This is a genomic window from Ruegeria sp. CF3, assembly GCF_056537365.1.
Genome location: NZ_JBQFRK010000002.1, coordinates 58,722 through 78,304, shown reverse-complemented (window position 1 = coordinate 78,304; position 19,583 = coordinate 58,722). Strand labels below are relative to the sequence as shown.

The window sequence follows — 19,583 nt, the reverse complement described above, 5'->3', positions numbered from 1 at the left end:
GAATTGCAATTGCCCAATCTTCGCCCAACACTCCTGACACCACCTTGTCAGGGGGGTGTGCTAAGTTGTCAGCAGATCTTTAGGAGACCCGGATGCGCCGATCGACACGTCTGTTCGAAATCATTCAGATCTTGCGTGCTGCTGAAGCGCCCGTGACGGCCGATGCGTTGGCCGCCAAGCTCGAGGTTTCGGTGCGCACCGTCTACCGCGATATTGCCGCGTTGCAGGCCCAGCGTACGCCAATCGAAGGCGAAGCGGGTGTTGGCTACTTGATGCGGCGCGGCTATGATCTGCCGCCATTGAATTTCGATGCGGAAGAGGTTGAGGCTCTGTGGGTGGGCCTGTCGATGCTGGCCCGCACTGGTGACAGTACCCTGCAACAGGCCGCTGACCGGGTGTGTCGTAAGATCGAAGCCCTGCGCGCGCCAGCTGACTGGCTTCAGGTTGCGCCTTGGGGCGCGCCGATGGATGATCCGGAAAAGGGCTGTGTGCCGGTCGTAAACTACCGCGAAGCGATCCGGGCTGAACGCAAAATACGCATCACCTACGTGAATTCGGAAGGCGAACGTACCGAACGCACGGTGCGGCCCGTCGCCCTGATCTACCACATAGAATGCACTATGCTGGCCGCGTGGTGCGAGCTGCGAAACGGGTTTCGCCATTTCCGCACAGATCGGATCTGGGCATGCGAACTGACCGAGGATCATTTCTGCGGGCAAGGGGAACTACTGCGTGCAATCTGGCAAGAGCAGAACACCTGGGATAACTCCGCAGGGGTGGCCTGAATGGCGGGTATTCGCCTATTTCACTTAATTGTTGCTTGAGGCCCATTGTTCTCACTGTGTTATACTAAGCGTAACGAAACAAACCCGGTGAACGGGTACGTGAGCAGAAGGTGATTCAATGACGATTTCCAAATGTGTACTGACGGTTGGACTGTGTTCAGCCCTGTTTTTGGGGGCGTGTACCGACCCGGGCACTCTCAGCGTGCAGAACGATCCCAACCAGAATGCCAAGCAAGGCGCGTTGCTGGGTGGTCTGATCGGCGCTGGTGTGGGCGCAATTGCCAATGACTCTGACCCACTGTTGGGGGCGTTGGCCGGTGGGGCCATCGGTGCTGCAGGCGGTGGCGTGATCGGCAACCAGCTTGACCGGCAGGCGGCAGAGCTGCGGCAGCAACTGGCCAATGACGGCATAACGATCGTCAACGCCGGGGATCGCCTGATCGTCACGGTTCCGAATGACATCACTTTTGACACCGACAGTTCCACCGTGCGCCCGGCCTTGCGTGCCGATTTGGTGAAGGTGGGGCAGAATTTGGTTAACTACCCGAATTCGAATGTCCAGATTATCGGTCATACTGACAGTGACGGAGAGGCGTCCTACAACCTCGGACTGTCTGAACGCCGCGCCAATGCGGTGGCTGATATTCTGCAGGCCAATGGTGTCAGCTACGCCCGTATCACTACTGTCGGGCAAGGTGAAAACAACCCGATCGCATCGAACCTGACACCTGAGGGGAAAGCCCAGAACCGGCGGGTCGAGATTGTGGTGGTTCCCAGCGACAACACCTGATCACGCGTCTCGCGCACAATGACTGCGCGTCATCGGGCCTTTGGTTCGATGGTGTCTCGGGATAACTAAGGGGAAACACCAAAGCGGAGTTTCCCCATGTCCCAACCGATCCTTCTTGGCCTTTCCGGCTCGCTACGGCAGGATGCGACCAACCGTAAATTGCTGCGCGAAGCTGCACGCCTGTTCGAACCCGGCACGTTCATTGAGGCTGATCTCAATCTGCCGCTTTATGACGGCGATCTCGAAGTTGGCGAAGGCATACCTGAAGCCGTGCAGGTTTTGGCCGATCAGATTGCCCAGGCCCACGCGGTGATCATATCAACCCCGGAATACAACAAAGGGCCTTCGGGTGTTCTGAAAAACGCGCTGGACTGGGTCAGCCGGACGAAGGGCAAGCCTTGGATGGATAAACCGCTCGCCGTCATGTCTGCGGCTGCGGGCCGGGCCGGGGGGGAGCGGGCGCAAATGATCTTGCGGTCCTTCATGGTCCCCTTTCAGCCACGCATTCTGCAAGGTCCCGAGCTTCACTTAGCGGATAGCTCGAATGAATTTGATGCAGACGGGCAGCTGTCTAACGACCGCTACGAGCATACGCTGCATAACCTGATGCAGAAGCTGCGGGCAGAGGCCGGGTTTTAATCCCCTTTGCTTGCCGGTCTGTACCGCAACTTCTAGGTTATGCGGATGAAGGATCAAGACCAGATCGAGACTCAGGCCGATGTCATAGATCCTGCCCGAGCGGCTGCACTGCAGGTAGCATTGGGGCAGGAACCGACGATTGAGGCAGGCTCAGTACTACCTCCCTTCTTTCATCAGCTCTATTTCTGGTCACCGCATGTGCCGAGCGATCTGGGGCGTGATGGACATCCTCGGGTAGGTCAAGGTCTGATCCCCGATATGGGACTACCAAGGCGCATGTGGGCAGGTGGGCGACTGCAGTTTCATCAGCCCTTTGTGGCAGGGGGCGCAGCCGAGCGTCGGACGGTCAGAGAAAGCGCCTTGGCAAAGACAGGACGTAGCGGACCGTTGGCATTTGTCACCCTACGTCACGAGATTTGGCAAAAGGGTGCGCTGAGCGTGACCGAATGGCAGGATCTGGTTTATCGTGAAGATCCCTCATCAGACGCACCGGCTCCAAAAGTTCCGATGGCTCGAACGGATGAGTTGGATCACCGCATTGTTGAATTTGATACAACCCTGTTGTTCCGCTATTCGGCGCTGACGTTCAACGGTCACCGGATCCATTACGATCTTGACTATGCACGCGACGTGGAAGGCTATGCCGGGCTGGTGGTCCATGGGCCTCTGCTGGCCCAATTCCTCATGTTGTTCGCAACGGATCTGTTGGGACCCTTGGCAGAGTTCAGATTTCGCGCGTCGTCGCCGCTGATGCATTTCGAAACGGCGACCCTGTGTCGGAACGGTCAGGAGTTTTGGGTGCGTGGACCCGGAGGCCGGCAATGCATGTCAGCCAAGGCAATACCGCAATCAGAGTGAAGCTTCGGGCAGAAAATCCTGCGGGATTCTATCGCGCCCTTCCAGCATCAAGTCGGCCATGACCTCGGCCACCTTCGGTGCCATACCAAAACCGATCTTGAATCCCCCATTGGCGATAAACTGCCCTTTGTGCAGGGGATGCGCGCCCAGCATCGGCGCGCGGCTTTTGCTGCGGGGGCGGACACCGGCCCAGCGTTCGATCACTTCCGCCCCGTGCAGGACCGGCACGGCACGCATGGCGCGGTCCAGTACATCGTCCAGAGCGGCATCTGTGCTGGTCGGATCGTCGTATTCGCGTTCTGTTGTCGAGCCAATGGCCAACGTACCATCGGCATGAGGCACGATATGAACAGCATCGGCAAACAACTGTGGTACGTCGCCCGCATCAAATCGCAGCAACGCCGCCTGTCCTTTCACGCCGTTACCGATTGTCTTGCCAAACGCCTTGCTGAGCTCTTGCAGACCCGCAAGTCCAGTGGCGTGTACGACTTGTCCCTTGTCGGGCGCTTCGGCGGTAACTTCTACTCCCATTACGGCAAGCGCGGCCACCAGCGCTGCGCAGGCACGCCTTGGGTGCATGCGCGCGCTTAGCGTATCGTGGACGACATATCCCGTCGGGCTGGGTGGGCACCAGGCACCAATCTGATCTATAAACCGGACGCGCCAATTAGCCTGACCCTGCCAGAGTGTTGCAGCTGTTTGTTCACGCGCTTGGGCCAGCTCCAAACCGCGTGCGTCTGGTATGGGTTGCAGACGCCCAAGACGTGCGTAGCCGGGCGACACACCACCGGTGGCCTCGACCTGTTTCCAGAACGGTTCAGCCATGATTAAACTTTCAAACTGGAACGCCTTTTTGGTGTTCCAGTTTTCGGGCACATGTGGGGCCAGCGCGCCAACAAGCCCTCCACTGGACCCCGCGCCCGGACCAAATGGGTCGACGATCTGAACCTTCGCGCCGCGCCGTGCGCAGGTCCAGGCGATGGAGAGGCCAAATATTCCTGCGCCCCGCACCGTCACATCGACCATTGCCAATCCCCTTTTCGTTGTTCAGTGTCGCGCCGCTTAGCTACAGGATTCCCCGATGGCAGACCAGCGTGCCGAACTTACTTGGACGGAAGACCAGATCCCGGTCTCGGATCGGTTCGATGACCCCTATTACTCGTTGCAGAACGGGTTAGAGGAAACGCGTCATGTGTTTCTGGCAGGCAACGATCTGCCAACGCGCTTTGTACCGGGGTTTCACATCGCTGAACTAGGCTTTGGCACCGGCCTGAATCTGTTGACCGCGTGGTCGGCGTGGGAAGCAGCAGGGCAGACTACACCTTTACGGTTCACCAGCTTCGAGGCCTTTCCGATGGCGCCTGACGATATGGCGCGTGCTTTAGCCGCCTTCCCCGAGATGACACCGTGGGCCGATCGCTTTCTGAAAACATGGAATGGGCAGAAATGCGTGCTGGACACGTTGCATCTTGAGGTCATGGTCGGAGACGCGCGCCAGACCTTGCCCACATGGGCAGGTGAGGCAGATGCGTGGTTTCTGGATGGCTTCTCACCCGCAAAAAACCCCGAGCTGTGGGGGGCTGACCTGATGCAGCAGGTGGCGGAGCGCACGATCCAAGGCGGTACAGCGGCAACCTATACTGCCGCGGGTTTCGTGCGTCGGGGTCTATCCGACGCAGGTTTTGATGTTACCCGCAGACCCGGCTTTGGCCGTAAACGGCACATGACCCGGGCGGTGAAGCAATGAGCCAGAAGAACAACGTCAACGCCGGTATAGCGCTTATGGTCAGCGCGACGATCGTGTTTGCTTTGCAGGATGGGATTTCGCGCCATCTGGCCGGTACCTACAATACGTATATGGTGGTGATGATCCGGTACTGGTTCTTTGCCGCATTCGTGATTGCCCTGGCTGCGAGATCCAGCGGAGGTTTGCGGGCGGCGGCGCAAACCAGCCAGTTGGGACTCCAGATATTCCGGGGTGTGTTACTGGCCGCAGAAATTTGTGTCGCCGTTTTCAGCTTTACCATTCTGGGCTTGATTGAAAGCCAGGCCGTTTTCATCAGCTATCCGCTGCTGATCGCTGCCCTCAGCGGCCCGGTTCTGGGTGAGAAAGTCGGCTGGCGTCGCTGGGCCGCCATCGGGGTCGGCTGCATCGGGGTGTTGATCATCCTGCAGCCCGGTGCCGGTGTGTTCAACCCTTGGGCTGTGATCCCGCTGATCTCGGCGTTTATGTTCGCGATTTATGGCCTACTGACACGGTATGCGGCTCGGCGGGACAGTACTGCGACCAGTTTTTTCTGGACTGGGGTGGCTGGTGCAGTCGCAATGACTGCTGTTGGTGTCTGGTTTTGGGAACCCATGGCCAGCAGCGATTGGTTTTGGATGGGGTTGCTTTGCATCGCAGGCGCTCTGGGACACTGGCTATTGATTAAGTGCTACGAAATGGCAGAGGCCAGCGCCGTGCAACCCTTTGCCTATTTCCATCTGATGTGGAGCGCAATTCTGGGCATCACGATCTTCCACGAGACGCTGCGCCCCGAGGTTGTTCTGGGCGCAGCTTTGGTGATCGCGGCGGGCCTGTTCACCTTATGGCGCGAACGACGAAAGGGTCGAACCGGTTAGTTCCTTTGAGAATGGCACTGGTAAAGCTGGCTGCCCAAGCCGAGCGCGATAGACCGGCAGGCTTTCGGCGACACGCATGACATAGTTGCGCGTCTCCTTGAAAGGAATGGTCTCGATCCAGTCGATCACGTCCACCTGGCCCCGGCGCGGGTCGCCATAGCGTTCCATCCACGAAATCGGCCGTCTTGGCCCCGCGTTATATCCAGCGGCCATCATCACGACATTGCCGTTGAAGTCCTCTGCAAGCGTTGCAAGATAATTCGCCCCCAGCTTTGCGTTATATTGCCAGTCCGAGGTTAGGCGCGCGGTTTTATGGCCACCCAGAATACCCAAATCCTGAGCCACAAGTTTGGCGGTAGCGGGCATGACCTGCATCAAACCGCGCGCGCCTGCGCCACTGATGACTACCGGATCGAACTCACTTTCGCGTCGGGCAATTGCCAGCGTCATTTCCTTCGCCATGGGAAGTCCCATATCTGCGACCGGGTGCACTGGGTAATAGGCGGCAGGCAAAACAACACCGGTTGTTGCCGCGCGCTTGGCGATCATGACGGCCAGATGCGGTTCGTTCAGTTCGATCACCAGGTCACCCAGCTGAGCGGCCTGGGTTTGATCGAGACCTTCCACCAAATGGGTTAGAAACCGTTCTGAAAGGTTTCCCTCTCCTGCGCGCTGCAACAGCAATCCAGCCTCCAACACGCTTGAGTCAGCGAATGCGGCTTGTTTCCAATGCGGCGCGCGGCGTGGGTTGGCCAATTCGCTGTCAAACGGACGGCCGATTTGTTCCGCCGCCAGCAACCCGTAGAACGAGGTCTGATAGTTCGCGCCTTCGGCATAAGCCTCGTGCGCCTTGTCAGCATCCCCCTGCGCCGCATAGGCGCGGCCCAGCCAATATCCACCGCGACCCTTCGAAATCGGCGATTGCACCGCCTCCGAGAAATTCTGGAAATGCCGCACCGCCGTGGCCGGATCATTCAGCTTGCGCAGCGCCAGAAATCCCGAGAGCCACTCCAAATCAGCATAGCCATAGCCCATTTCGGGGGTCATGTGGTGATTGGCGGCAATCGCATAGGCGCGTTCGGCATCTCCCGTGCGCATCTCAAGACGTGCCAGTCTGCGTCGCCCTTCCGCCCATTTGTCGGGTTCACCCAGCGATTTTGGTCCGGTCGAGCGTGCCAACATCAGATCAATGGCGCTGTCGTCCAGTTCTTTGCGATCCCGCCACACGAAACGATCAAATGCCAGGCCAGGGTCTTTGGCCAGTGATTCCGGCACTGCGGCGACTTTGCCGTCCACTCCGTTTTCGCGCTTTTGCAGGGCAATGCGCGCCTCGGCCAGTTTGCGCTGATCAGAGTTGACCAGGGGCAGCATCCGCCCGGCGCTGACCAGATGCCCATCCCACAACATCCGATCCAACCTGGCCTCGTGATGTGGTCTCAGAAGTTTCCCGAAGTTCTCAAGATAATCCTTTTGCAGGCCCGACCCCATCGGCATGGTCCGCCAAGCGGTTACGACGTCGGCTTCTGCTTCACCATTGCGGCCTTGGCTTTTCAAAGCCACGGCATAATTCAAAGCACCTTCTGCTGTTTGCGGAGGCATCCCTTCGTAGAATTTCAGAACTCGATTCGGATCGGCCCCGGTGAATGATGGCTCGCTTTTACGGCGCAGCCAGGCCAAACCGGGCCAATCCGGGCGCCGCTCAAGAAACACCAGCACATCGCCTGAGCTGCCAAAACCTTCGCGTAGCCAATGCCAGACAATAATGTCACGCGCCACCGATCCACGCTGGCCTGCAACGCGCAGCGCGGCATTCCAATCGCCCTTGCGCATCTCATAGAGCCCCGCGCGCAAATCCTGCGTCGCATCCGCCCGAGTGGCATGCGGCTGTAGCATCAGCGCCAGAATCATCGCTATTCCAAGCGACAGAATACGTCTCATCCCTTGCATTCCCCAACAAACCAAGGATACAGCCATGCAGGATAAACCTTGCGCCGCCGGGATCAACTCACAAACCCTTAATCGTGACAGACCGGTGCGCAAAAAACACCTAAGGAGCGTTCCATGTTTAAAGGCTCAATGCCAGCCCTGGTCACCCCGTTCAGCAACGGCGCGTTGGACCTGGAAACGCTCAAACACCTGGTGGAATGGCAAATACAGCAAGGTTCGACCGGTCTGGTTCCGGTTGGTACGACCGGCGAAAGCCCGACCCTCAGCCATGAAGAACATGAAACGGTTATCGCCGAAGTGGTGAAGGCTGCAGCAGGTCGCGTGCCTGTCATCGCAGGCGCGGGCTCTAACAATACTGTCGAGGCAATTCGGTTTGTTCAGTTTGCGCAAAAAATCGGTGCGGATGCGGCGCTGGTCGTAACCCCCTATTACAACAAGCCGACCCAGAAGGGGCTGCTGGCGCATTTCCAAACTCTGCATGACAGCGCCGATATCCCGATCATCATCTACAACATCCCGGGTCGTTCGGTCATCGACATGACTCCTGCAACGATGGGTGAGTTGGCGAAACTGCCGCGCATCATCGGGGTCAAGGACGCGACCGGAGATCTGGCGCGCGTCAGCCAGCAGCGTGCAAGCTGTGGTGCGGATTTCTGCCAGCTATCCGGGGAAGACGCGACTGCACTGGGCTTCAACGCTCATGGCGGAGTGGGCTGCATCTCGGTCACCGCAAACGTGGCTCCGAAGCTCTGTGCTGAATTCCAGCAGGCAACGCTGAATGGCGACTACGAAATGGCGCTGGAGTATCAGGACCGCCTGATGCCCCTGCACGAAGCGATCTTCATCGAGCCCGGTCTGGTCGGCGCAAAATACGCGCTCAGCAAACTTGGCCTGTGTAGCACCGAAGTGCGCTCGCCTCTGACCGAGCTGGAAGACAGCACCAAAGCTGCGATCGAAGCAGCAATGGCGCATGCTGGATTAATCTGAAATCAATATACGGACTCGTAAGGGCGGTCTCGAAGATCGAGTGCCGCCCTTTTTAATTCGGGATCCAAACTTCATCTGGCCAAAAATATCTCGGGGGAGGCGCGGCTTGCCGCGACGGGGGCAGAGCCCCCATCAACGCTTGCCGTAGTACAACCCAACCACATGCTCTGCTTGCGCGAAGAACAACCAGCGTGAAACAGCAACGCCGGTGACATGCGACAACACCGCCACAAGCGCAAAGACATGCTTGATCAGTAAGCCGCCAAAGGGGATCAGAAGCAGCAGTAAAGGCAGCACAAAAGCCAGACCAAAAGATATCATCCGTAGTTTCTGCGCATGCTTCCGACCGACCACATGCACAAACTCACGCAGCAGATAGTTTGTACCTGTATGAGGTGGTTCGAATGTGCGGACAGCGCCTCGCTCACCAAGCCCTGTCGCGGTTGCCAGCGTGGTTCCCGATCGGGACAACGCACCGTCGCCCTTGGCCCAATAGGCAAGCTGTACGGCACCGGCAATAGCCAGCAACCAAGGGGCAAGCGCTTCAGCTCCGGCCAACAAAGCCCCGCCTGCGACGCTGAACGACAAGAACATGGCCGGTGTCAGGTTCATGTTCCAGCGAGGGATGGTCTTGAGCTGCGTGTAGATCATCGATGTGGTGAAGACCGTGGCCAGCGAGAATGCCGTGCCGATCCAGCCTAGCACACCCCAGCGTTGGCCTAGAAAGACCGCACCAATAGCATAAAGCCCCATGACAAGCAGCGCGATGACCGCGCACCAGCCCTCGCGGCTGAGCCAGCTTGAGCGCCACTGGGTGAAGGCTTTCCAGGCGCGCTCTGGGTGGCCGAGGTGGAAGGTCGACGCGAGCAAACCGCCGACGGACAAGCCATAGGCAATTGCGAAAAACACAAACGCGACCCAGCCCGAGACGTCAGGTATGCCGAGCCCCAGGAAGAACAAGAGTCCAAATCCGAGGCCGGACAGGGTGGTAAAGATGATAACGGAAGGTGCCGGGTGCATCAGAGCTTCTCCAGGGTTTTGTCGAGCCAGCCGAGGAAACCCTTGGGCTCTTCGGCGACCGGGGCCAGCAGAGGGGCCAGGATGTCAATCTGCTCCTCAATTTTGTCCTTGGGTCGGGGCGGCAGGTACTTGTTGACGGGTTTGGTGCCCTGTTCAGGCATCAGGTCCATGCCGCCACGTTCGACGACCAGCTTGCTGACATCACTGCCAGGGTCGCCGAGATCGCCAAAATGCCGAGCACCCGCCGGGCAGGTGCGCACACAAGAAGGCACACGATCCACCTCGGGTAGGTTCTCGTTGTAAATCCGATCGACGCAAAGCGTGCATTTCTTCATTACGCCTTCGGCCTGATCCAGCTCGCGCGCGCCATAGGGACAGGACCATGCGCACAGGCCGCAGCCGATACAGTCACTTTCGTTGACCAGAACGATGCCGTCCTCGACCCGCTTGTAGCTGGCACCGGTGGGGCAGACGGTCACGCAGGGTGCGTCTTCACAATGCAGGCAGGATTTTGGGAAGTGGATCAATTGGGCATGCCCTTCGGCGGGTTGCACCTCGTAAGAGTGCACCCGGTTCAGGAAGGTGCCTGAAGGGTCAGCACCATAAGCATCCTGATCCGACAGTGGCGCGCCGTAGTTTTCGGTGTTCCAGCCTTTGCATGAAATGACGCAGGCATGGCAGCCAACGCAGGTATCCAGATCAATGACCAGACCCATCTTGCGTTCGGTTGATTGGGGGAGCTGGGTCATGACTGCCTTGCCTCTGCGATTGTGGTCAGGGCGGGCTGGGGCTCTGCCCCAGACCCCGAGATATTTATAGCCAGATGAAGAACGGATCGGGTCATTTGCCCACCTTCCAGGCCAAATCCTTTGGCCCTTGCCCGACCGGCGATTTGATTGGAGCGAATTCTGGCTGGCTTTCAGCATCGCTTGGAGCGGCGGCCTTTTCGATTTTTACCTTCAGATCGAACCAGGCGGCCTGACCGGTGATCGGATCAGAGTTTGCCCAGCGCAGGCCGTCACCTTTGGGGGGCAGCAGCTCGTGGATCAGGTGGTTGAGCAGGAAACCCTTGGTGGCCTCGGGGGCGTCTTTCTGCAAGGCCCAGGCCCCTTTGCGCTTTCCGATGGCATTCCAAGTCCACACGGTATTGTTGTTCAGCGCAGCCATCTCCATGACGGGTACCGTGATCTCGCCATGTGGAGAGCTGACTTTGGCCCAATCGCCGTCTTGCAGCCCGTGTTCACGCATCAGCTTGGTCGGGACGTATAGCGGGTTGCGCCCATGCAGCTGACGCAACCAGGCGTTTTGTGTGCCCCAACTATGATACATCGCCATTGGCCGCTGGGTCAGAGCGTTGACGGTGAAGCCTTCATTGCCGGTCTGATCGGTTTCGTACCAAATGGGCAGGGGGTCCATTGTATCTTGGATCTGCGCGCGCAGGTGATCTGGGGGCTGGCGTTCCCCGTAGCCTTCGGCGGCCAGTTGGAATTTACGCATCGGCTCGGAATAGAGCTGGAATAGATAGGGCTGTGGGCTGTCATAGATACCCATGCCCACAGCCCAGTCTTGATAGGCAGTGTTCCAAGGTTTGTAGTAATCCGCACCTTCGGGAATATGCGCGACATAGAAGCCACCATTCTCGATGTATTGGTTCAATTGGTCGGGGTTAACCTCGCCACGACCTTCCTTGTCGCCGTTTTCGCCCCGGAAACCGGCAAGCGGTCCAATCCCCGGCTTGCGTTCGTGGTTGACGATATAGTCGGCGTAATCCGTCCACTTGGCGCTGCCATCATCGTTGGTAAAGCCGGGCAGGCCCATGCGGTTGGCCAGATCGATCAGAACCGACTGGAAGCCGCGTACGTCGCGGTCGGGTTCAATCACCGGCCAGCGGATCGCGTCTGCCGCTGCCTCGGCCTCGCAGATCGGGCGGTCCAGTAGCGAGATACAGTCGTGTCGTTCCAGATAGGTTGTATCGGGCAGGATAAGGTCGGCATAGGCCACCATTTCCGAGGAATAAGCATCGGAATAGATGATATGCGGGATCACGTAGTCGCCGTTCTCATCCTTGTCCGTCAGCATGTCCATGACACCCTTGGTGTTCATCGTCGAATTCCAGGACATGTTGGCCATGTACATGAACAACGTATCGATCTTGTAGGGATCGCCTGCATGGGCATTCGAGATCACCATGTGCATCAGCCCGTGGCTGGACATCGGGTTTTCCCATGTAAACGCTTTGTCGATCCGCGCCGGGCTGCCGTCTTCTTTCAGCGCCAGATGCTCGGGGCCGCGAACAAACCCCAGATGCGGCCCGTCCAGCGGTGTATTCGGCGTCACCTTACAATGCGGAGTCGGATGCGCCTCAACTGGCTTGGGGTAGGGCGGCTTGAAGCGGAAGCCGCCGGGGACTTCGACCGTTCCAAGCAGGATCTGCAATACATGTAGGGCGCGGCAGGTCTGGAAACCATTGGCATGGGCTGAGACACCACGCATCGAGTGCATCGCGACGGGGCGACCAATCATCTTCGAGTGCTTCTCGCCCCGGAAATCGGTCCATTCATGGTCCAGTTCGAACGCTTCATCAAAGGCCACACGGGCGAGCTCGCCAGCAATCGCGCGAATGCGGGTCGCCGGTACGCCGCATTTATCTGCGATTGCCTCGGGGGCGTATTCATCCGCCAGATACCGTTCTGCCATGTGGTGGAAGACGGGGCGGTGGGTGACACCGTCCTTTTCGTAGGTCGCTGATAGGTCAGGGCGGACGCCGGGGGTGTCGAAAGCAGTCAGCTTGCCGGTATTGCGGTCGATGACCAATGGCTTGCCGTCATGGTCTTTCAGGAACAGACCCTTTTCCGGACCGTCGGATGCGTTGATCAGGACCGGCGCGTTGGTGTAGCGACTTAGGTAATCCAGATCGATTTTGCCTGCCTTCATCAGCACATGGATCATCGACAAGATGAACAGGCCATCGGTACCGGGGGTGATGCCGACCCAATCATCTGCCACGGCGTTATAGCCCGAGCGGATCGGATTTACCCCAATCACACGGGCACCGCGCGCCTTGATCTTGCCGATGCCCATTTTAATCGGGTTGCTGTCGTGGTCTTCTGCCACGCCGAACAGCATGAACAGCTTGGTGTGATCCCAGTCGGGCTGACCGAATTCCCAGAATGCACCGCCCATCGTGTAGATGCCACCGGCTGCCATGTTGACCGAACAGAACCCGCCATGGGCCGCATAGTTACAGGTGCCGAAATTCTGTGCCCAGAAACTGGTGAAGCTCTGGCTCTGATCACGGCCGGTGAAAAAGGCCAGTTTCTCAGGATTGTCTTCGCGGATCGGTTTTAGCCAACCGACAGCGATCTCGAGCGCCTCGTCCCAACTGATCTCTTCGAACTCGCCAGACCCACGCGGGCCGACGCGTTTGAGCGGTGCGCGTAGGCGCGACGGGGCGTTCACCTGCATAATCCCCGCGCTGCCTTTGGCGCAGAGAACGCCCTTGTTTACCGGATGATCCCGATTGCCTTCGATATAGGCGACCTTCCCATCCTTCATGTGCACGTTGATACCGCAGCGGCAGGCACACATATAGCACGTGGTCCGGCGGATCTCGTCTGACACGGGTGGGGATAGGTTGAGGTTCGGTTGTTGATTCACGCTGTCTCTCCCTGTGGCGGATCGCCTTGGTACCTGTACGTGTTGAACACACTGGAGCGTAAGCACACCGGGCTCAACCATATAGAGGAAGAGAGTGCAGGCACCCCCTTCCTCTGCTTTTTTTAAGGGGACCGGTTGAACCCGGTCCGACTTATGTTTTTGACAGCAATCAAACCTGCTGCAGACGCATGTCGCTTGCGTCGATACCTGCAACCTCAACCGGCTTCTTCATCGCGTCGCGACGGAAGGGTTCACCCAGTTCCTGATTGATCATTGCTTCGATCAGGGTGGTGATGCCGTTCTTCTGATCCTCGATCGCCTGGCTCAGCGCCGCCGTCAGCTCATCCTGAGTGCGTGCGATGACGCCTTTCAGGCCACAGGCGTTGGCGATGCCGGCATAGGACACTTTTGTGTCCAACTCGGTGCCGACGAAGTTGTCATCGAACCACAGGGTCGAGTTGCGCTTTTCCGCACCCCACTGGTAGTTGCGGAACACAACCTGAGTGATGGCTGGCCATTCTTCGCGACCGATGGCGGTCAGTTCAGTGACTGCAATGCCAAAGGCACCGTCGCCAGAGAAGCCGACAACTGGTACATCCGGGCAGCCGATCTTCGCGCCAATGACCGAAGGCAGACCATAGCCACAGGGGCCGAACAGGCCGGGGGCCAGATACTTGCGGCCTTCTTCAAACGAAGGATAGGCGTTGCCGATGGCGCAGTTGTTGCCGATGTCGGACGAGATGATCGCCTCTTTCGGCAGCGCGGACTGGATCGCGCGCCATGCTTTGCGCGGGCTCAGCCAGTCCGGCTTGGCAGCGCGCGCGCGTTCGTTCCACGTGGTGCCCGGATCGTCCTGCTCGTGGTCCATCGAGGTCAACTCTTGCGCCCAACGCGATTTGGTTTCGGCGATCTTAGCCTTGCGCGCGTCGCGGCCTTCGTCACCGGCTGTGTCGGACAGTTGGTTCAGGATGCTGGTGGCAACGCTCGCCGCATCGCCCACGATACCAACCGAAACCTTCTTGGTCAGGCCGATGCGGTCGGGGTTGATGTCGACCTGAATGATCTTTGCATCTGCAGGCCAGTACTCCATGCCGTAGCCTGGAAGGGTCGAGAACGGGTTCAGGCGTGTACCGAGGCACAGAACAACGTCTGCTTCCTTGATCAGCTGCATACCGGCTTTTGAGCCGTTATAGCCCAGCGGGCCAGCGAACAGTGGGTGCGAGCCGGGGAAAGCGTCATTGTGCTGGTAGCCAACGCAAACCGGAGCGTCCAGACGCTCGGCCAGAGCTTTCGACGCTTCGATGCCGCCTTTCGACAGAACGGTGCCTGCACCGTTCAGGATAACGGGGTTCTTTGCGTTCGACAGCAGAGCGGCAGCTTCGGATACGGCCGATGCACCACCCGAAGGCAGTTCAAACTCAACAACAGCAGGCAGCTCGATGTCGATCACCTGAGTGAAGAAGTCGCGCGGAACGTTGATCTGCGCAGGTGCCGAAGCGCGCTTGGCGTTCATGATTACGCGGCTCAGAACCTCGGCCATACGGCTGGGGTCACGCACCTCTTCCTGGTAGCAAACGCAGTCTGCGAACATGCGCATCTGCTCCATTTCCTGGAATCCACCTTGACCCATGGTCTTGTTTGCGGCCTGCGGAGTGACCAGCAGCAGCGGAGTGTGGTTCCAATAGGCAGTTTTGACGGCGGTCACAAAATTGGTGATGCCGGGGCCGTTCTGGGCGATCATCATCGACATCTTGCCGGTTGCGCGGGTGTAGCCGTCAGCCATCATGCCGCCGGACCCTTCGTGGGCACAATCCCAGAAAGTGATGCCTGCTTTGCCAAAGATGTCGGAGATCGGCATCATGGCCGAGCCGATGATACCGAACGCATGTTCGATGCCATGCATCTGCAGGGTTTTTACAAAGGCTTCTTCAGTGGTCATCTTCATCTGCGTAATCTCCGATCATAGAAGGATGGAACGGGGGTTTTGCACCCAGTTTTCTGATCGGTTTTGGCGTACGGGTGTCTGTGGCGTTAGGGCCAGAACCGGTAGCGGTTTAAGTCCAGAGTGCTTAAGAACGCCGGATCGCTTCAGCAATCTGTTGGATTCCCGGTTCGATACGATCCGACGAGATTGAAGAGTAGCCCAGCCGATAAAAGTTCTTTGGCCTGTTCTGGCTTGAAAAAAATGCCTCACCCGGTTCGATATGGACGCTTTGGCGCTGCAGGTCTCGGGCCAGTTTGCTGGTGTCTACATGCAGCGGCGCTTGCATCCAGATCGATGATCCGCCCAGCATCCCGCGCCCAGCAACAGTCAGACCATATTGTCCAATCGCCTCCTCAATCGCTTCGCGACGGCGTTGCAGCGTTTTAGACATGCGCCGGATCTGAGCATCATAGTGGCCGAGCGATAGGAAGTAGGCTGCGGTTCGCTGCATGTGGCCAGGAGGGTGACGCAAGACCAGAGATCGCAGGGCGCGCGCTTCACGGATAAAGGGTTCGGACCCGACCATGTAGCCCAATCGAAGCCCCGGAAACAGCGACTTGGAAAAGCTGCCCACGTAGATCACCCGCCCATCGCGATCCATTGACCTGAGCGCCGGTGACGGGGCTCCGAGAAATGACATTTCAAATTCATAGTCATCCTCGACGATCATGGCATCCAATTCGCGGGCACGACGCAGCAGTGCATGTCGGCGGTCCACCGGCATGGTCGCGGTTGTCGGGCTCTGGTGGCTGGGGGTGGTGAATATGACGTCGGTATCGTCAGGGATTGTTTCCGGGGGCAACCCGTCCCGGTCGACCTTCAGATAAGACAGCTTGCATTCCGAGTGAATCAGAAGATCGCGCAGGGCGTAATAGCAGGGGTCCTCGATCGCTGCCCTACGGTTCCGGTTCAGCAATATGCGAGACGCCAGCCAAAGGGCGTTCTGAGCGCCCAGGGTGATCAAGATTTCTTCGGGCCGGGCTACAATTCCACGGCGGGGAAGAGTATGCCGGGCGATGAATTCAAGCAGCAGCGGGTCATCTTGATCGACATAGTCCCCGGTCAGAGAATCAAAGTCCTTATGTCCCAACGCCCGAACTGCGCAGAGACGCCAGTTTGCATGATCGAACAGCTTTCTGTCGACTTGGCCATAAATGAAGGGATAGCGGTAGTCACGCCAGTTGCTGGGTTTTGTCAGCACATCACCGCCCGAGAAACGGCGAGCAAACGCCTGATCCCAGTCAACCACTTCGGTGTCGCGCCGCACTGGCGTGTAGGTCGGCGGCACTGGCGCATTTTCGGAAACATAGTATCCCGACCGGCCTTTGGCGGTCAGGTAATCATTGGCCAGCAGTTCAGTATAGGCAAGCGTGACCGTAATCCGGCTGACACCCAAATGGGCAGCAAGTTTACGGGACGAGGGCAGCTTTTCCCCGACGTGGAAGCGTCCTGACAGAATGCCTTCGGCAATCAGCTGTTGCAGCTGCGCCTGTAAGGTGCCTTGCCCATTGCGTTCCAAAAAGAATGTGTCGACCGAAATACCCATTGCATCGTTATAGGTTGGACCTAAGGCGGTGGCAATCTGGACTTATGGCCCTGCGAACCATGTTGGGAGTTTTACGCACACGTGTGGTTGACGCAGGATACGAATTAAACTAAATAACCAGTAATCTAGTTTAATGGAGGTAAAGGATGTGGGAAGAAGCTGCCGCAGGTTTCTCTGCCATGGGCTCGGAAGCCCGATTGAAGGTTCTTAAGACCTTGGTTCGTGCTGGGGAAGCAGGCCTGACCGTTGGAGAAATTCAAACGAGGACAGGAATCGCGCCCTCGACTCTGGCGCATCATCTGCGGTTTCTGGCTGCTGGCGGAGTAGTTGAGCAAGAGAAGATCGGGCGTAGCACGATCAACCGCGCGTGCTTTGACGAATTGAGAAACCTGGCGCAGTTCATCCTTAGTGAATGCTGCGCAGACGAAATCGGAAAGGCCGCAAACGATGGCTGAACTGACCCAAAACCCCAAGCCACTTTCCAGAAACCTGATCGACCTGATCAAAACGCCCTGGGCTCTGATCGTGGTCATACTGGCACTGGTGGCCATTCTTGATCCGGGCAACTGGACCGAGGTTGTGAGTTTTGCCGCCAAAGCGCTTGCGCATACGGGCCAGTACATCCTGTTTGCTGTTCTGCTGCTATCATACCTGAAGGCAACCGGGGCCGAAGTCATGGTCGCCCGCGCATTTGAGGGTCGCGAGACACGGATGATCTTTCTGGCCGCGTTGTTTGGCGGGCTGGCCCCATTTTGTTCCTGCGAAGTGATCCCATTCATCGCGGGATTGCTGGCTCTGGGTGCGCCATTGTCGGCCGTGATGGCATTCTGGCTCAGTTCACCGTTGATCGACCCCCCGACGTTGCTGATTACTGCGGGTGCGCTGGGTTGGCCGTTTGCAATTGGTAAAGCGGTTGCTGCTGTCGCGTTGGGTTTGTTCGGCGGGTTTGCCGTGCGCACCCTGATGCGGGGAGGTGCCTTTGCGCAGCCGTTGCGTGAATACAAACCCGCTGGTTGCTGCGGTTGCGGACCAAAGCAAGATGACAAACCCGTCTGGAAGTTCTGGCAAGACCCTGACCGTCGGACGCGCTTTCGGGTTGAGTTCGTTCACAATGGCCTGTTCCTGCTCAAATGGCTGGCATTTGCCTACGTGCTCGAAGCATTGCTGGTCAGCTATGTTCCGGCAGACCTGATCGCCCGCGTTGTTGGTGGTGAGGGTGTTGTGCCAATTGTCATCGCTGCCTTGGTCGGAATGCCTGCCTATCTGAACTCCTACGTCGCACCACCGCTTCTTGCGGGTCTGATGGAGCAGGGTATGAGTGCGGGTGCTGCGATGTCGTTCATGGTGGCCGGCGCCGTCAGTTCGATACCTGCGATGGCGGCCGTGTGGTCACTGGTGAAACCGCGCGTCTTTGCCACCTATCTGGGATTGGGCATCAGCGGCGCTATCGTAGCAGGCATCCTGTTTCAGATGATCTGAACAAAAAAAACCGCCCGGTTGAGCCATCGGGCGGTTTTGCTTTTCTAGCTCGCTTCGCAATATCGTGGCAGTTTGAACCGATACCTTGGCTCTCCACTTTCAACGAAAACCCGTTTCTCGATACAGGCTTGGGTTCCAACTGTCTGAGCAATCGGCCCTTCGGTCGAGGTGATTGATGCTGCTGAGCCATCCGGCAAGCGCACCGAAGCAATGACCCCGTTCTTGAGATCGCCATTGATCGGTGTCGCCGACAAAACCGCGACGGTGAGAAACGCCTCGTGCTCGTGCTTGCCGTCGTCATTCAGCAACAGCAAGCCAGCGACTATCGCAATCATCACTACGGCACCTGTAATGGCCAACCACCAGGATTTCAGGAACACATAGATTGAAACGGCACGATGCGCGTCGAAGAATAAGGATAGAACCTTTAGCATCAAATCACCCAAAAAATCGGGTCCCGGCTATTCGAGGCCGGGACCATGCGCATCTCAGGGGCGCAGATCGTCTTCGTCTTCTTCATCACCACCACCCTTGGGCAGGTTGAAGAAGCTATCCGCATCGACGATGGGCTCTTCGTCTTCCTTCTCGTTGGTGTCCTCGGACAACGAGAATGTCTCGAGACCTTCGATCGCGGTCGGGATCTTGGGCGCTGAATCCATCTCAAGCGACTGTTCGGTCGAGACCAGTTTGCGACGCTCATCATCGCTCATCACGCCACCTTCGGCTGCTTTCTTGGCCGCGGCCTTTTGCACGATGGCATCCAGTTCGGATTGTTTGCACAGACCCAGGGCAACCGGATCGATCGGCTGCATGTTCGAGATGTTCCAGTGCGTCCGCTCGCGGATCGACTGGATGGTCGGCTTGGTGGTGCCGACCAGCTTGGCAATCTGGCCGTCGCTGAGTTCCGGGTGGAACTTGACCAGCCACAGGATCGAGTTCGGACGGTCCTGACGCTTGGACAGCGGGGTGTAGCGCGGACCACGGCGTTTCTCTTCGCCTGATGCCGCCGGATTGAATTTCAGCTTCAGCTTGTGCAGCGGGTTGTTTTGCGCGGTGTCAATTTCTTCCTGAGTCAGCTGGTTGTTGGCAATCGGGTCAAACCCTTTGACACCTGCAGCCACATCACCATCCGCAATACCCTGCACTTCCAGCTCGTGCATGCCTACGAAATCCGCGATCTGCTTGAAGCTGATCGTGGTGTTGTCCACCAGCCATACGGCGGTTGCCTTGGCCATAAGCGGTTTTGCCATCAGCCCGTCTCCTATAAAT

Annotated in this window: 18 protein-coding genes; 9 read left to right on the top strand and 9 right to left on the bottom strand. The window is 58.1% G+C overall.

The features are described 5' to 3' along the window. Positions 1-92: 92 nt before the first annotated feature. The 4 genes from ACR0KC_RS08085 (at position 93) to ACR0KC_RS08070 (ending at position 3,072) form a co-directional block, all read left to right on the top strand. Entirely contained in the window at positions 93-785 is a 693-nt protein-coding gene (locus tag ACR0KC_RS08085; RefSeq protein ID WP_170508863.1) for a helix-turn-helix transcriptional regulator, read from the top strand. A 118-nt stretch (positions 786-903) separates the two neighbouring features. Next, on the top strand, positions 904-1,575 hold the full coding sequence (locus ACR0KC_RS08080; RefSeq protein WP_170398755.1) for a YiaD family glycine zipper/OmpA-like lipoprotein: 672 nt from the start codon (positions 904-906) through the stop codon (positions 1,573-1,575). Positions 1,576-1,671: 96 nt separating this feature from the next. Beyond that, a complete protein-coding gene (locus ACR0KC_RS08075) occupies positions 1,672-2,214 on the top strand; it encodes an NAD(P)H-dependent oxidoreductase (RefSeq protein WP_170398752.1) in 543 nt (180 codons plus the stop codon). Between the two features lie 45 nt (positions 2,215-2,259). Further along, a complete protein-coding gene (locus tag ACR0KC_RS08070; RefSeq protein ID WP_170398749.1) occupies positions 2,260-3,072 on the top strand; it encodes an HTD2 family dehydratase in 813 nt (270 codons plus the stop codon). On the opposite strand, the gene ACR0KC_RS08065 is transcribed toward ACR0KC_RS08070, so the two are convergent. Continuing rightward, complete coding sequence (locus ACR0KC_RS08065; RefSeq protein ID WP_170398746.1) at positions 3,064-4,098, bottom strand: NAD(P)/FAD-dependent oxidoreductase; 1,035 nt, start codon at positions 4,096-4,098, stop codon at positions 3,064-3,066. The two genes, ACR0KC_RS08070 and ACR0KC_RS08065, sit on opposite strands and share 9 nt — an antisense overlap. 55 nt (positions 4,099-4,153) lie before the next feature. Here ACR0KC_RS08065 and mnmC2 point away from each other — a divergent pair, with 55 nt between their 5' ends. Next, positions 4,154-4,819: a tRNA (5-methylaminomethyl-2-thiouridine)(34)-methyltransferase MnmC2 gene (mnmC2, locus tag ACR0KC_RS08060; protein ID WP_170398743.1), complete on the top strand. Its 666-nt coding sequence runs from the start codon at positions 4,154-4,156 to the stop codon at positions 4,817-4,819. After that, positions 4,816-5,694 carry a DMT family transporter gene (locus ACR0KC_RS08055; RefSeq protein WP_170596824.1) on the top strand — a complete coding sequence of 293 codons (879 nt, stop codon included), beginning with the start codon at positions 4,816-4,818 and terminating at the stop codon, positions 5,692-5,694. The genes mnmC2 and ACR0KC_RS08055 overlap by 4 nt, the downstream gene beginning before the upstream one ends. Here the strand turns inward: ACR0KC_RS08055 and ACR0KC_RS08050 are convergent. Continuing rightward, complete coding sequence (locus ACR0KC_RS08050; protein ID WP_170625801.1) at positions 5,659-7,632, bottom strand: lytic transglycosylase domain-containing protein; 1,974 nt, start codon at positions 7,630-7,632, stop codon at positions 5,659-5,661. The genes ACR0KC_RS08055 and ACR0KC_RS08050 overlap by 36 nt on opposite strands. Positions 7,633-7,755: 123 nt before the next feature. On the opposite strand from ACR0KC_RS08050, the gene dapA reads away from it, so the two are divergent. Continuing rightward, entirely contained in the window at positions 7,756-8,628 is an 873-nt protein-coding gene (gene dapA / locus ACR0KC_RS08045) for a 4-hydroxy-tetrahydrodipicolinate synthase (protein ID WP_170406596.1), read from the top strand. Between the two features lie 132 nt (positions 8,629-8,760). On the opposite strand, the gene ACR0KC_RS08040 is transcribed toward dapA, so the two are convergent. From ACR0KC_RS08040 to pdxR, 5 genes are all read right to left on the bottom strand, one after another. Then, positions 8,761-9,648: a dimethyl sulfoxide reductase anchor subunit family protein gene (locus ACR0KC_RS08040; RefSeq protein ID WP_480771695.1), complete on the bottom strand. Its 888-nt coding sequence runs from the start codon at positions 9,646-9,648 to the stop codon at positions 8,761-8,763. Next, positions 9,648-10,397: a 4Fe-4S dicluster domain-containing protein gene (locus tag ACR0KC_RS08035; protein ID WP_170514754.1), complete on the bottom strand. Its 750-nt coding sequence runs from the start codon at positions 10,395-10,397 to the stop codon at positions 9,648-9,650. The genes ACR0KC_RS08040 and ACR0KC_RS08035 overlap by 1 nt, the downstream gene beginning before the upstream one ends. 91 nt (positions 10,398-10,488) lie before the next feature. Beyond that, positions 10,489-13,305, bottom strand: a complete 2,817-nt coding sequence (locus ACR0KC_RS08030; RefSeq protein ID WP_480705807.1) for a molybdopterin oxidoreductase family protein — start codon at positions 13,303-13,305, stop codon at positions 10,489-10,491. A 169-nt stretch (positions 13,306-13,474) separates the two neighbouring features. Next, positions 13,475-15,250 carry a sulfoacetaldehyde acetyltransferase gene (gene xsc / locus ACR0KC_RS08025; RefSeq protein WP_170425785.1) on the bottom strand — a complete coding sequence of 592 codons (1,776 nt, stop codon included), beginning with the start codon at positions 15,248-15,250 and terminating at the stop codon, positions 13,475-13,477. Positions 15,251-15,374: 124 nt separating this feature from the next. Further along, positions 15,375-16,835, bottom strand: coding sequence for a MocR-like pyridoxine biosynthesis transcription factor PdxR (gene pdxR / locus ACR0KC_RS08020; protein ID WP_170398719.1), 1,461 nt, complete (start codon positions 16,833-16,835; stop codon positions 15,375-15,377). A gap of 146 nt (positions 16,836-16,981) precedes the next feature. Here pdxR and ACR0KC_RS08015 point away from each other — a divergent pair, with 146 nt between their 5' ends. Together ACR0KC_RS08015 and ACR0KC_RS08010 are read left to right on the top strand one after the other, a co-directional pair. Then, positions 16,982-17,290 (top strand): ArsR/SmtB family transcription factor, encoded by a 309-nt coding sequence (locus ACR0KC_RS08015; RefSeq protein ID WP_170398716.1) that lies wholly within the window; start codon positions 16,982-16,984, stop codon positions 17,288-17,290. Continuing rightward, positions 17,283-18,314, top strand: coding sequence for a permease (locus tag ACR0KC_RS08010; protein WP_480705804.1), 1,032 nt, complete (start codon positions 17,283-17,285; stop codon positions 18,312-18,314). The genes ACR0KC_RS08015 and ACR0KC_RS08010 overlap by 8 nt, the downstream gene beginning before the upstream one ends. A gap of 44 nt (positions 18,315-18,358) precedes the next feature. Here the strand turns inward: ACR0KC_RS08010 and ACR0KC_RS08005 are convergent, their stop codons facing one another. Together ACR0KC_RS08005 and ACR0KC_RS08000 are read right to left on the bottom strand one after the other, a co-directional pair. Then, on the bottom strand, positions 18,359-18,748 hold the full coding sequence (locus ACR0KC_RS08005) for a hypothetical protein (protein ID WP_170398710.1): 390 nt from the start codon (positions 18,746-18,748) through the stop codon (positions 18,359-18,361). Between the two features lie 54 nt (positions 18,749-18,802). Then, complete coding sequence (locus ACR0KC_RS08000; RefSeq protein WP_170398707.1) at positions 18,803-19,564, bottom strand: DUF1013 domain-containing protein; 762 nt, start codon at positions 19,562-19,564, stop codon at positions 18,803-18,805. Positions 19,565-19,583 lie beyond the last annotated feature (19 nt).